Consider the following 12,941-nt stretch of genomic DNA (forward strand, 5'->3'; position numbering starts at 1 on the left):
CGCGGCGGGTACTCACAGGCGGCGCAGACGGCCCCTCCGCCCCTGACGCCCCGGAGGTCAGGCCTGCCCGGTGGCCCCGACGGCGCCCAGCCACGGCCCGAACTCGCTCTCCAGCACCAGCCGGCCGAGCTTGCGGTACTCGCCGACCACCGCGGCGACCAGCTGCGCCATGCCCAGCGGGGCGCCCGTTCCGGCGGCCAGGTAGGCGGCGGAGACCGCGCAGGCCCGGATGGAGCCGCCGGTGAGCTCGAACTGCCGGGCGCAGAAGTCCAGGTCGAGGTCGTCGCCGCGGGGCAGCCGCGGCCCCAGGCAGCGGTCCCACAGCAGGCGGCGCTGTGCCTCGTCCGGCAGCGGGAAATCCGCGATGACGTCCAGGCGCCGGGTGAACGCCTCGTCGAGGTTGGCGCGCAGATTGGTCGTCAGCACCGCGATCCCCTCGAAGGACTCCATCCGCTGGAGCAGGTAGGCCGTCTCCACGTTGGCGTGGCGGTCGTGGGCGTCCTTGACCTGCGCGCGCTTGCCGAACAGCGCGTCCGCCTCGTCGAACAGCAGGACGCCGTTCACCTGCGCGGCCTCGGTGAAGATGCGCTCCAGGTTCTTCTCGGTCTCACCGATGTACTTGTCCACCACCGTGGACAGGTCCACGACGTACAGTTCCATGCCGAGTTCGGCGGCGACCACCTCGGCCGACATCGTCTTGCCGGTGCCCGACTCCCCCGCGAACAGGGCGATCACCCCGTTGCCGCGGCCGCCGCCCGGCCGCATCCGCCACTGCCCGAGCACCTGGTCGCGGTGCCGGGCCCGCAGGACGAGTTCGCGCAGCCGGGCGGCGGTGGGGTCGGGGAGCACCAGGTCGGCCCAGCCGACCACGGGCTCGATCCGCCGGGCCAGGCGGGCCAGGCCGGCGGCGTTCTGCGCCCGTACCGCGGCCCGCAGGTCCTCGGCGCGCACCGGACGCCGCTCGGCGGCGGCCGTCCTGGCCGCCACCGCGGCGGCCCGCTCCAGCTTCTCCCGGTCCACCCGGTAGGCGGCCACCGCCTCGGCCAACCCGTCGCTCAGCTCCGCACTCAGGGGCGTCCCGCCGGTGGCCAGGGCGCGGGCCCACCGCTCGGCGCGGCCGCGCGCGTCCGGCGGCGGCGCGGTGACCACCACCGGGCTCTCCCGCGCCCAGGCCGGGTCCCACACCTGGGGGCCGTGCACGATCAACGGGAGGCCGGCGAGCTCCGCGCACAGCTCGCGCAACAGGGCGGCCCGCTCGGGCCGTTCGGGTTCGAGCCGGTCCAGCGGTCCGAGCACCACGCCGCCCCCGCCCAAGCGCGCCTCGCGGGCGAGCACCCGCACGGTGCTCCCCGGCGGGCGGGCGGCCAGCGCGGCGGCGTCGACGACCAGTGGCGGCGGGCCGTCGGCCGCGAGGGCGGCCGCCGCCAGCGGGCCGGCGTGCCCGCTCCGGTCCAGCAGGTGTACCAGTCCGCCGTCCGCCGCGGCCGCGCGCAGCCGCTCGACGGGCTCCGCGGTCACGTCCGTACCCGGGGCGGCCCGGCAGGCCAGCCCGGCGAGCGCGTCGTCCGGTTCGTCGTCGCCGAGCAGATGGGCCGTCACCCGGTCCGGCACGCGCAGGGTGCGGGAGAGCAGCGGGCGCTCCGGCTCGGCGATCTCCAGCAGGCCGCCGGCGATCAGCGGGGCCCGCGCGGAGAAGCGGAAGCGGCCGGCGCCGGCTCCCGGCTGTCCGCACAGTTCGAGGGCCAGCCCAACGGTCGCCCGGCGCCGGGTCAGGTCGTCGTTGAGGTAGCCGTAGAGTTGTTCGAAGCGGCTGTCGAGGTCGGGGGCGAGGGCCACCAGCAGGAGGTCGAGGTCCACCGGGAGCAGCCCGAAGGCGGCGCTGAGCCGGGCGAGCCGCGAGCCGGGCGGCGGCGCGGGCGCGTCAGCGCCGCCGGCTCCACCAGCGCGGTCAGGGCCGCCGCGGCCCGTCGCGGCGGAGACCGCCAGGATCCGCTCCACCGCCTCCGGGCCCAGGTACTGGCCGCGGTAGGGGTCGTCCGGGTCCGGGTCGTCGGCCCTGCGCTCGCGCACGGCCGTCCGGACCCGTTGCTCGACCCGGTGCAGCCGCTCCCAGAGGGGGTCCGGGGCGGTCGGTGGTGCGGCCACGGCGGGCCCGAGGTCCAGGCTCATCGCGCCCCGCCCCGGGGCCGGCGGCCCGGCGGGAGCGCGCGGTCCCGGGGCGCGGCGAAGCCGCCCGGTCCGGGGTCCGCGCCGCCGTGGTAGCGCAGTCGGCGGCCCGGGCCGTCGGTGGCTTCCGCGCTCTCCCGGGTGGTGTCCTCGACGCGCACCACCAGTCCCTCGGTGACCGGCGGACCCACCGCGCTGAGGGCGGCGGCCAGCGGGGCGAGCACCCTGAGGTCGATCGAGGGCCGCAGCTCCCCGCCGAGCGCGGACCAGACGTCGGACACCGACGGCAGGCCGGTGTCGCGCCCCGCGATGTCCAGCCCGACGGTCAGTCCGAGCCCGGCGAGCGTTCCGGTGAGCACCCGGGCGGGCAGCGCGTCCACGGCGGTCAGGCACTGCAACACCTCGGCGAGTAGCCGGTGTTCGTCCTGCGGCCGGTTGGTCCAGACGGTGACCAGGTAGGCCAGCTCGAACCAGCGGGGCGCGGCGCGGTGGCCGACCACCAGGCCGTCCGCGTCGTACTCCGCGACGGCGCCGGCCTGCCGACGGGCCGTCTCCTCGCGGATCCCGTAGAGGAAGACGCTGACCGTCGGCGCGGTGCGCCGGGCCGCCAGGTCCCGGGTGGGGGCGTCGAAGACCACTTCGACCCCGCGCTCGGGCAGACCGGCCTCGGCGAGCAGCAGCCGCAGCGCCTCGTCGACCTCGTGGATCACCGTCGCTCCACCTCCCCCGGCGGGCCGATGCTGCCCTCGACCACGAGGAAGGGAGTGGTCACCGGGGAGAATCCGGGGCCGTCGGCGGTGATGGTCCGCGGGCCCGTCTCGTCCTTGGGGAGGATGAGCAGCTGGCCCGCGAAGGTGCCGTCGGCCCGCGGGTAGGTGGGCGCCGCCGCGGCGGTGATGCCGGGCTGCCAGGTGAACCGGACCGGCACGCCGGGCGGGAAGTCCACGCCGCGGACGGAGGTCACGAAGCCGGGCTTGCCGATCGGCGGCACGGCGACGATGCGGGGCTGCAGGATGCGCAGCGGGGTGCTCGCCCGGTGCGGTCCCGGGCGGGCGTCGGTGCCGGTGGTGGTCAGCTCCGCGGTGACGGTGGTGTCCAGCGCCGCCTCGGGTGACAGCACCACCCGGACCACCTGGCTGCCGCCCGGGGACAGGTCGGCCAGCTCGCAGGTGCCGCCCCGGCAGCCGGGGGGCAGCGCCTCGGTGGGCACTCCTGCGGGCAGGCCGAGCGACAGGCGCAGCCCCGTGGCGAGGGCCTGTCCGCTGTTGCGCACGGTGTAGCTGACGGTCACGTGGCCACCGACGTAGCCGGGGTCGGGCTGGGCGTCGACCGCCACGTCCGGGCCGGCCGGCGGCGTCGGCGCGGGGGCGGGTGCCGGTGCCGGGGGCGGTGCGGGGGTGGGCGAGGCGGGGGGTGTCGGGGTGGTCGTCTGAGTCGGTGCGGGGGTCGGCGAGGCGGACGGCGTCGGTGTCGGCGTCGGCGTCGGCGTGGATGTCGGGGTCGGTGTCGGTGAGGGGGTCGGCTGGTCCAGCACCGGCAGGATCGTCTCGGCGGAGTCGTCCCCGGGGTTCGGGTCGACCACCGTCCCGGTGACGCTCCAGCCGAAGGTCTGCGGGCCGCTGCGGGTGCCGATCAGACGGGCGGTCACCCGGACCTCCGCCCCCGGCGCCAGGGTGCCGAGCTCGCAGCGCAACGCCCCGGCGTCGCACCGCCCGACCGGTGTGGTCAGCCCGCCGAGCCGGGCGCCGGACGGCACCGAGGCCGTGAGGACGGTGCCGGGCGAGGGCGCGGGGCCCTTGTCGGTGACGGTGATCGTCACATCGGTGCCGCCGTCGACGGGGACGGCGGGGGTCCGGGCGGGCGCGCTCAGCGCCAGGTGGACGGACTGCTGGACGGCCGGTTCCTTCTGGCGTCCCGGCAGCCGCCGGTCGAGCGGGGTGAGCGTGCTGGCAACGAAGTCGTAGACGGCCAGCCCCTCCGGCGAGTTCGGCGGCAGGGCCCGGCGGGAGGTGAGCACCAGCTGCGCGCCGTTCGCCGTCCAGGCCACGTCGCGGGGCTGGAACGGGCCGACGTCGGAGGTGTCGGGCAGCGGCCGGGTGCAGGCGCCCGTGTCGTGCTCCAGCCCGGTGGGCAGGACCACCGTGCAGTCGCCGCCGGTGGGCGAGGTGACCAGCACCCCGTCCTGTCGGTTGTTCCCGCCGTCACCGGCCTTGCGGTTGAAGGCGATGCGCCGGCCGTCGGGCGAGAACACCGGGCTGTCGTCGATGACGTTGCAGGTGCCCGGGCAGATGGCCCGGCTCAGGTCGGTCTGCCGGGCGAGGTCGTCGGCGGGCACGGTCCAGATGTGCATGTTGCCGGCGTTGCCGTCGATCACGGCGGTCCGGGAGAAGGCGATCAGCTTGCCGTCGGGGGACCAGAAGGGCTCGCCGTCGGAAGCACCGGGCTGGCCGGGCGGCGGCTGGACGGTGCCGACGATCGCCCCGGTGGACGCCTGGGCGATCATGATCCGCCCGGGGCGCGCGGGCTCCTTGCCGCTGCCCGGGGAGCTGCGGCTGAACACGATCAGCTTGCCGTCCGGTGAGAAGGAGGGGTCGGTGTCGCGGTCGAGCGGGCCGCGCCCGGCCAGGTTCATCGGGCGCGGGTCGGAGCCGTCGGCGTCGGTCAGCCAGATCCGTTGGATCCGCCCGGCCGGCGAGTCCTCGTAGCGGGTCACCACGATCTGCCGGCCGTCGGGTGTGTAGGCCTGTCGCTCGTACCACGGGTCGTAGCCGGGTCCGGGGTGGAAGAGCGGGTCGGCCGCCGGGTCGGGGTTGGTGTTGAGGTCGGCGGCCGGGTCCTCCTTGAGCACGCTGATCCCCAGGTCGCGCGGGTCGGCACCGTCGGGGCGGACGTCCTGGAGGTCGGCCACGTTGGCGGCGGAGGCGCTGGTCTGCTCCACCACGGGGCCGCCCTCGGTCTGGGTGCCCAGCCAGGTCGGCGTCGCGATCAACCGGTTGGTGCTGTAGAGCAGTTGGGGGTCGGTGCAGTCACAGGTCGGCGCGCGGTAGAGGTTCACCACCGACGGCTCGACCGGGATCGGGGGCTTGAGCCGGTCGGTGCTCAGGAAGAGCACTCCGCTGCCGTCGGCCAGCCAGGAGGCGGAGCCCGTCCGCCAGGTGGACCCGGTGCCGGGGAAGAACGCCTTGTCGCCGCCGGTGGGCGAGGTGAGCATCAGGGTCCGGCCCTGGTCGCCCTTGTCCCAGGTGTAGACGATCTGGTTGCGGTGCTGGTCGTCGTTCAGCGGGTTCCAGGTCGGGTCGAGGGCGTTGCCGGTGGTCACGTCGGTGACCTTGACCGGCGCACCGCCGGTGAAGGGCCGCAGGTAGATCTGGGTGTGCGCCGGGTCGCCGGTGCAGGCGTATGCGACCCACCGGCCGTCAGGCGAGACCGTCGGATGGGTCTCGTCGGCCGAGCCGTCGGTCAGCCGGCGCAGGCCGCTGCCGTCCCGGTTGACCACCCACAGGGCGTGTTGGGGCCTGCCACCGGGCCCGGTGGGCTCCACCGCCTCGAAGACGACGCCCTTGCCGTCCGGGGCCAGCGCGGGGTGGGCGGTGTCCATGCCGGTGGTGAGTCTGTGCACCGCGCCGGCCGCGTCGCGCAGGTAGACCTGGGGAAGGGTGGCGTCCCGCAGGCTGGTGAACACCAGCTCGTTGCCGCGGGCCGACGGGTCCTGGTCGAAGTGGACCGGTCCCGGCCCGAACAGCGAGGTGCTGGACGCCGCGCCGGTCACCCGGCCGAGGCCGCGGTGGTTGGTGCCGGCGAAGACGATCCGCCCGCCGGCCGGGTCGTCGGCTGCGGCCTGCGCCGTGGGGCGGCCGTGCCCTTCGGGTGCGGCGGAACCCAGGGTCAGCACGGCGGCCGCCAGCGCGAGCAGGATCGCGCCGGCGGCACGGGCCGGCCGCCGGGTGGAGCGGGGAGTGCCGGTGGCGCCGATCACGCTCGACCTCACAAGGTGGCAGGGGCGGTCTCCCCCGCGGTCTCATCGGCCGTGGCAGGGGTGGTCTCCCCGGCAGTCTCATCGGCTCGGGCGCCCGGGAACAGAGCCCGGGTGCCCGAGCCGGGGGTAACAACCTGTGTCCCCAAAGGGCAGGCCGTCATGGCCGCGGTCGGCCGTCCACGGTCTTCGGCGGTCGTCGCTGCTCGTCGACCGCCCGCGATCCTCAGATCAGGCCGCGCCGCATGGCGTACCCCACCGCGTGCGCCCGGTTGCGCAGACCCAGCCGCGTGATGATCTCGTGCAGCACGTTCTTGACGGTGCGTTCCGAGTACGAGGTCTTGGCGGCTATCTCACTCGTGTCGAAGCCCTCGGCGACCAGCCGCAGCATCTCCGCCTCCCGGGCCGTCAGGGTCGATAACGTCAGCCCCCGCCCGTCGAGCATGGTGCGTTGGAGAATCCCGATCCGGTCGAGCAGTTCACCCAGCAGGTCGCCGGGCATCACGCCCTCGCCGTTGGCCAGGGCGGTGATCAGGTGCACCAGCCGGTCCTGGTCCGCCTCCGAGCGGCGCAGCACGGCGGCGACCCCGCACTCGACGATGGTCTGCAGTCCGCCGGCCTCGAAGTGGCCCACCACCAGGCCGATCCGGCCCGAGGTGGCGAGCCGCAGCCGGCGCAGGTGCTCGGCCACCGCCTCGGTCAGGGCGTCGACCACCAGCAGGGAGACCTCCGCCCGCCCCGCCTCGCCCTCGCTCAGCAGCTCCACCTCGGGCCGCTGGCGCAGCTGTTGGACGACGCCGGTCTGCAGGATGAGGTCCTCGGCGTACACCGCCACGGGTATCTGGGCCGGCTTGCCGCGGCTCTGAACGGGCACGCGCGCCCCGGATGGACGGGCGCCGCCGGACCGCGGTGTCATCGGGCTCCGCCGGGTGGTGACGGCCTCCTCACGGGATGTGTCGGTCGACGTCATCGAACACTCCATTCTGCAGTGGACCTGCGGTGGTGACGGCCGGCCGCCGCGGGGCGGAGCCGGTCGTTGGCATGGATGGGGCGGGCGCCCCGATCTCGCGGTTCGTCCCGACGGCACCGGGCCGGGGCGACGGCACCGGGCAGGGTCGGTCTGTCCGCACGGGCAAGGGGTGTGCCCACGGCTTGCCCGCACGGCCCTCTCCGCGGACGGTCCGGCGGCCCTACCGTCACGCCATGACCACATCCGCCGAACTCGGCCTGCCCGCACTGACGGTGGCGCCCGGTGGCGTGGCCACCACGACCCTGACGGTACGCAACGACCTCGACATCGTTGAGGCGTACTCGCTGGAGGTGGTCGGCGACTGCGCCGCGTGGACGACGGTCGAACCGGCCCGGGTCTCCCTCTTCCCGGGGACGTCCGAGACGGTGACGGTGCGCCTGGCCCCGCCGCGTTCGTCCACCGCTCGGGCCGGTGAATTCCCGCTCGGCATCCGGGTGTTGCCGACCGAGCGCCCCGAGCTGATGACGGTTCCGGAGACCACGGTCACCGTGACGCCGTTCCACGAGCTGCAGGCCGCGCTCGCACCCCGCCGTCGTCGCGGCTGGCTGCGCGGGCGCTACCGGACGTCGGTGCGCAACCTGGGCAACGCCCCCTCCACCGTGACCCCCACTCCCGGACAGGCCGGCGAGGACCTGCGGTTCCGGGCCACCCCGGAGCGGCTGCGCCTCGAACCCGGCGAGTCCGGCGAGCTGCGGCTGCAGGCACGCGCCCGCAAGCTGATCTGGTTCGGCAAACAGGCGTCCTGGCCGTTCGAGGTCACGGTGGGCCCGGAGCAGGGCACGGAGGGCAAGGGCTCGGACGGCAAGGGTTCGGACGGCAAGGCGGCGAACGGAAGCGGCGGCGCGGACGGGACGGACTCCGGCGGCAGGACCGAGACCGCCCCGGCAGCCCCTGATTCCCTGACGACAGTTCAGAAGCCGCTCCTTGACGGCGAGTTCATCCAACTTCCGATCTTCCCCAAGTGGCTTCTCGCCCTCCTGGCGGCACTGCTCGCCCTGTTGCTGGCCTGGTTCGCCCTGGTCCGCCCGGCGGTGCGCAGCTCCGCGAAGCAGGCCGCCGAGAAGGTCGTCGCCCAGCAGAGCGCCACCCCGGCCCCGACCCCCGCCGCACCCGCCGCACCCGCCGCACCCGCCGACGGTGCGCCGACGAGCCCCTCCGGCGGGAACCCCGGCGGCCAGGGCAAGCCGGGCACCGGGCAACCGAGTGCCGGTACCGGCAACCGCGGCTCCGGTCCGGGCATGGCGGTGCCGGGAACCGGCCAGCAGAGCTCCGCCACGATCGAGGTGCAGACCGCGAACAGCGCCTCGTCGGCGGGCAGTTACCAGGTGCCGCACGGCAAGGTCTTCGACATCACCGACATCGTGGTGGCCAACTTCCAGGGCGACCAAGGGCTGTTGACCATCACGGCCGGCAAGCAGACGATCACCACCATCGCCTTGGAGACCTTCCGCAACCAGGACTACCACTGGGTGACTCCCATCCAGGTCCCCGAGGACCAGGCAGTGACGGCGAACGTGACCTGCGAGTCACCGGGCACCCCGGCCTCGGGCAAGCAGGCGTCGACGTGCCACGAACTCCTCAACATCAGCGGAACGCTGAGCGACATCAGGCAGGGGAACTGAACCGGTGCGCAGGGTGACTCCCCTCCCCTTCCCTCCCCGGGCAACCGGACCGGAAAGGTGCACCCGGCGCCCCGACCATGTCAACGGGCCCCTTTCTCCGGAATCGACCCGCCCATCTCCGCGGTCCCCCCTTCCGCACCTCCCCTCCCACACCCCGTGACCATGTCAACGCCCGATGGATACCGTGACCCGTTCGGGCACCTACCGCCAAATCGCTCGAACCGTACCGATGCGAACGACCTGCCCTCCCGGGGAACCCGGACAGGCCCCGGCGGGCAGCCGGCCCGTCCCCCCTGGACGGCGAAGTCTGCCCCGGCGCGCTGCTGACGTTCCGTCGGTACAGCAGTAGCTTCGCGCTGTTCCCGCACCGAATGTGCCATGAGAACCGCATACGCACCGAATCGTCACAAGCAGGGGGCGCCCGATCGCCGTGCGCGCCGAGGAACGGGTTCCGCGAGCTCCCACCACCCGCCCCGGCCCGATGCCCGCCGCTCCGCCGAAGCCCCTGGCATAGCGGGGGTCGCCCTGGCGACGGTCCGGACGGACCTCCCGCACGGACGGCCGCCGGTGTCACGCCGCGTGCTCCGGCTTCGGCCGGCCCACGCGGCTCCTCAGGCGCCGACGGCCAGCCGGCGCCCCTCCTCCAGGAAGGCCATGACGCCGATGGCGCCGCCCAGTTCACGGATCGTCCGGCCGGCACCGAACGGCGCGTTCCAGAACCCGCCCCGCCGCGGGGTGTGCGGGCCGACGTACGCGTACGGCTCCGGCCGGAACGCGTCGCCGGGTGAGACGCCGTAGTTCACTCCGTCGACGCTCACCCCGAGGTCGAAGTGCTCCGGCCAGATGACCGGCTCCGCCCTGGGGAACAACCCGCACAGCGCGGCCTCACCGAGCGCGAAGCAGTGCGCGAGCCGACGGGCGGCGGACGGGTCCGCCTCGACCACGTCGTCGGCGGCGACACCCGGCCCGTCCGGGTACAGCCCGGCGGGAGCGCCGACCGTGAGCCCCAGGGCCGCACCGAGCGCGGCGCAGGTGGTCCATTCGAGCGACAACACCTGCCCGGGCGCGACCAGCTCCGCGCCGATCACCCGCAGCCGCGGCTCGACACTGGTGGCGAAGCCGCCCGGGCAGGCGCGCAGCCGGATCGTGCCGCAGGCCCGGTACTGCGGCCCGGCCAGGACCAGCTCGGCCACCGCGTGCAGGGCACGGCGGGTGCGTAGGTACGTCTCGCTGTCCATGGATGCCATGGTCTCCCAGAAAGGGTGCCTGCGCATTGACCAGTCACGATGCTCGTGAGACCACGGCACCGCGAGGCCGCGACCGCGGCCGGGGGCGGCCCGTTACCGTCTCGGTCCCGCCAGGGCGTACAGCACGGTGCCGGTCACCAGCAGGGCCACCGCGGTCCGGGTGGACGCCTCCGTGCCGGGGGGAAAGGTCATCCAGCAGACCGTCTTCCCCACGGTGTTGGGCGCCAGCGGCGGGACGAGGACGGTGAACGCGAGCCAGCCGGTCGGCAGGGTCCAGGCGAGGTGTGCCCCGCACAGCACCGCCCCGAGCGCGGCCAGGCCGACCAGGCCCGCGCTGTCCCGGACGACGACCTCGGTGGGGGCGAACTTCGGCCCCACCGCCTGGACCGCCAGCAGCGCCGCACCGGCGACCGCGCCGATCAGCAGCGTGTGCGCCGCCCGGCGGGGCGCCCACCGGATCGCGGCCGTCCTGTCCAGTGCGAGATCTTGCCCGCCGAGCCCGACGGAGCCAGCCGCCACGCTCGCGGCGAGCACGAAGAAGGTGATCGGATTGATCGCATCCACCGCACCCGTGGCGTCGCCCCGGTTGAAGGCCCACGCCGCCAGTGCGATCAGCGTGACCGCGGCGGCCGAGGTGGGCACCTGCCGTGAACGCGCGTACAACATCAGCCGCCTCATCGCGACGCGCCCCCCGCCAGTACCTCGCGCAGGCTCGCCGTGCCGGAGAGGGCGGCGGTGCGCAGCCCGGCGATCCACGAACGCTGCTCGGCCGGCGCCAGCCCCTTCAGTTCCTGCCAGGCGGTGTCGGCGTCCGCCCAGGTCTTGCGCGAGTACTGGTCGGTGCCCTTCTCCTCCATCGGTTGGAGGGTGGGGTCACCGAGAGCCCAGCTCGCGGCGATGCTCTGAAGGGCGACGTCGTCCTGTCCCCCGCCCTCCCGGGGGGTGCGACCATGGCGGCCTGGTGCCAGGCCCTGGGCGACCAGCGCGCGGGTCAGATCCTGGCCCGTCGCATCGGCGAACAGCTGTTCGTCGAAGTCGACCAGCACCACGTCGCCGGACAGTGGGCGGGGGTCGCCGAGCGCGCGCAGCTTGGTGTCCTCCCGCACCGAGTTCGGCGCCTTGTCGCCCAGGACGTCGTGCAGCACGCGCAGCGCCTCCTTGCCGCGCGGCGCGAGCTCGGGCAGGTGTGAGCGGTTCGCCTGCGTCACGCACACCGGTCCGTCGCAGACCAGGGTGGCGGCGGCCTTGTCGATGACGTAGGTGTCGCGCGCGGCGGCCGGGATGATCAGCAGGGCCAGGGCCGCGCCGGCCAGGGCGGGGGTCACCGCGAGCAGGCGGGCCCGGCGGGTCGCGGCCGCCAGCAGGGCGAAGCCGGTGGTGAGCAGGCCGAGCAGCCAGAGCGTCTGGCCGAGGTGCACGGAGCCGGACAGGGTCAGCAGCATCTGCCGCGGCTCCGCGGTCGCCGGGGACAGCTGGGCGAACCGGTTCGGCACCCTACTCGACGGCACTTCCCCGTCAATGCCCATGCGCAGGAGGAGGCCCGTCAGCATGAGGAAGACCACCACCAGGGCCGGCGGGGTGAGAACGGAGGGCAGCGCCCGCGCGACGCCCATGCCGAACACGGCCCCCGCGACGAGGGCCAGCGCCGCCACGAGCGAGATCGGCAGCCAGCCGAGGCCCGTGTAGGTGGTCGGACCGAGCGCCACCTGGGTGCCGCCCACGAGGACGAGGAGACCGAAGCCCGCCGCCAGCACGAGCGCCAGCGCACCGGCGGGCACCGCCGCACGGCGCCAGGCCGGCAGCGGCGTGGTCGTCAGCAGTTCGGCCATCCGCGAGCGGGATTCGCGCAACCCGTACACCGCTCCCATGCCCACCACGAGCGGCCACCAGAAGGCCAGCAGGTACCGGGTCCACATGGCCATGGAGGTCCACTGGGCCGTCCACCCCTCATTGCCCCTCCACCAGATCCCGTCGATCAGGCAGAAGACCGCCAGGCTGCCGCCCAGGACGACGACGCCGGGCCACGGGGCGACGGAGCGCTTCAGTTCTGTGCGCAGGACACGCCCGTTCACCAGGTGCCCCCCTGCTGCCCGGAGGTGCGCAGCAGCGCCGAGTAGCCGCGCTCCAGGGGGCTGTCGCCCGGGTACTCGGTGCTGCCCGCTGCGGCCAGGTCGTCCGGCGTGCCCTGGAAGACGAGTCGGCCGTCGGCGAAGAGCACCACGTCGGAGCAGGCGGCCGCGACGTCCTCGACCAGGTGGGTGGAGACGACCACACAGGTGTCGCGGCCCAGTTCCTGCAGCAGTTCGCGGAAGCGCAGTCGCTGCGCCGGGTCCAGGCCGGCCGTCGGCTCGTCCAGCAGCAGCACCGCGGGATCGTTGACGATGGCCTGGGCGATGCCGGCCCGCCGCACCATGCCGCCGGACAGGGTCTTCATCCGGTGGTCAGCGCGGTCCGCCAGGCCGACCCGTTCCACGGCCCGCTGGACGGCCGCAGGAACGTCCGCCTTCGGGACCTCCTTCAACCAGGCCATGTACTCGACGAACTCACGCACCGTGAAGCGCTTGTAGTAGCCGAAGTCCTGCGGAAGGTAGCCGATCCGCCGACGCAGGGCACGGTGGTCGCCCGTCCCGCCCACGGAGGTGCCGAGCAGCTCCAGTTCGCCTTCGGCGGGGCGCAGCACGGTGGCCAACGCCCGGATCAGGGTGGTCTTTCCCGCCCCGTTGGGCCCCAGGAGGCCGTGGGCGCCGGTGCCCAGGGAGAGGTCGAGCCCGTCGACGGCCATCTTCTTCCGTCCGACGCGTACGCTCAGACCGCTGGCCCGGATCTCCCAGGCGTAGGTCTTCGGCGCGGTGTCGGCCGCGCTCATCGTGGGCGACATGCGGTGGTCTCCTTCAAGGGTCGAC

The 12,941-nt window shown here is 74.5% G+C and carries 9 protein-coding genes; 1 reads left to right on the plus strand and 8 read right to left on the minus strand.

Going from position 1 to position 12,941, the window contains the following annotated elements; genetic code table 11:
• Positions 1-57: 57 nt before the first annotated feature.
• From ACH4E7_RS39875 to ACH4E7_RS39890, 4 genes are all read right to left on the minus strand, one after another.
• On the minus strand, positions 58-2,169 hold the full coding sequence (locus tag ACH4E7_RS39875; RefSeq protein ID WP_396254109.1) for an ATP-binding protein: 2,112 nt from the start codon (positions 2,167-2,169) through the stop codon (positions 58-60).
• Positions 2,166-2,876, minus strand: a complete 711-nt coding sequence (locus tag ACH4E7_RS39880; RefSeq protein WP_396254110.1) for a DUF4255 domain-containing protein — start codon at positions 2,874-2,876, stop codon at positions 2,166-2,168. The genes ACH4E7_RS39875 and ACH4E7_RS39880 overlap by 4 nt, the downstream gene beginning before the upstream one ends.
• Positions 2,873-6,142, minus strand: a complete 3,270-nt coding sequence (locus ACH4E7_RS39885) for a hypothetical protein (protein ID WP_396254111.1) — start codon at positions 6,140-6,142, stop codon at positions 2,873-2,875. Before ACH4E7_RS39885 ends, ACH4E7_RS39880 begins: the two co-directional genes overlap by 4 nt.
• Before the next feature lie 223 nt (positions 6,143-6,365).
• A complete protein-coding gene (locus ACH4E7_RS39890; RefSeq protein WP_396254112.1) occupies positions 6,366-7,109 on the minus strand; it encodes a response regulator transcription factor in 744 nt (247 codons plus the stop codon).
• Positions 7,110-7,342: 233 nt separating this feature from the next.
• Between ACH4E7_RS39890 and ACH4E7_RS39895 the strand changes: the two genes are divergently transcribed.
• Positions 7,343-8,791, plus strand: a complete 1,449-nt coding sequence (locus ACH4E7_RS39895) for a hydrolytic protein (RefSeq protein WP_396254113.1) — start codon at positions 7,343-7,345, stop codon at positions 8,789-8,791.
• A gap of 611 nt (positions 8,792-9,402) precedes the next feature.
• Here ACH4E7_RS39895 and ACH4E7_RS39900 read toward each other — a convergent pair.
• The 4 genes from ACH4E7_RS39900 to ACH4E7_RS39915 form a co-directional block, all read right to left on the minus strand.
• Positions 9,403-10,029 carry a hypothetical protein gene (locus ACH4E7_RS39900; RefSeq protein WP_396254114.1) on the minus strand — a complete coding sequence of 209 codons (627 nt, stop codon included), beginning with the start codon at positions 10,027-10,029 and terminating at the stop codon, positions 9,403-9,405.
• A gap of 102 nt (positions 10,030-10,131) precedes the next feature.
• Positions 10,132-10,716, minus strand: coding sequence for a hypothetical protein (locus tag ACH4E7_RS39905; RefSeq protein ID WP_396254115.1), 585 nt, complete (start codon positions 10,714-10,716; stop codon positions 10,132-10,134).
• Positions 10,713-12,110 (minus strand): hypothetical protein, encoded by a 1,398-nt coding sequence (locus ACH4E7_RS39910; RefSeq protein ID WP_396254116.1) that lies wholly within the window; start codon positions 12,108-12,110, stop codon positions 10,713-10,715. Before ACH4E7_RS39910 ends, ACH4E7_RS39905 begins: the two co-directional genes overlap by 4 nt.
• On the minus strand, positions 12,107-12,916 hold the full coding sequence (locus ACH4E7_RS39915; RefSeq protein WP_396254117.1) for an ABC transporter ATP-binding protein: 810 nt from the start codon (positions 12,914-12,916) through the stop codon (positions 12,107-12,109). Before ACH4E7_RS39915 ends, ACH4E7_RS39910 begins: the two co-directional genes overlap by 4 nt.
• Between the last annotated feature and the right edge of the window lie 25 nt (positions 12,917-12,941).

It is taken from the genome of Kitasatospora sp. NPDC018058 (assembly GCF_044327205.1).
Taxonomy (GTDB): Bacteria; Actinomycetota; Actinomycetes; order Streptomycetales; family Streptomycetaceae; genus Kitasatospora.

Excerpts from the sequence above, each read along its gene's own strand:
- ACH4E7_RS39915 (WP_396254117.1), bottom strand. The coding sequence starts at position 12,916 with ATGTCGCCCACGATGAGCGCGGCCGACACCGCGCCGAAGACCTACGCC.
- ACH4E7_RS39895 (WP_396254113.1), top strand. The coding sequence starts at position 7,343 with ATGACCACATCCGCCGAACTCGGCCTGCCCGCACTGACGGTGGCGCCC.
- ACH4E7_RS39890 (WP_396254112.1), bottom strand. The coding sequence starts at position 7,109 with ATGACGTCGACCGACACATCCCGTGAGGAGGCCGTCACCACCCGGCGG.
- ACH4E7_RS39900 (WP_396254114.1), bottom strand. The coding sequence starts at position 10,029 with ATGGACAGCGAGACGTACCTACGCACCCGCCGTGCCCTGCACGCGGTG.
- ACH4E7_RS39875 (WP_396254109.1), bottom strand. The coding sequence starts at position 2,169 with ATGAGCCTGGACCTCGGGCCCGCCGTGGCCGCACCACCGACCGCCCCG.
- ACH4E7_RS39905 (WP_396254115.1), bottom strand. The coding sequence starts at position 10,716 with ATGAGGCGGCTGATGTTGTACGCGCGTTCACGGCAGGTGCCCACCTCG.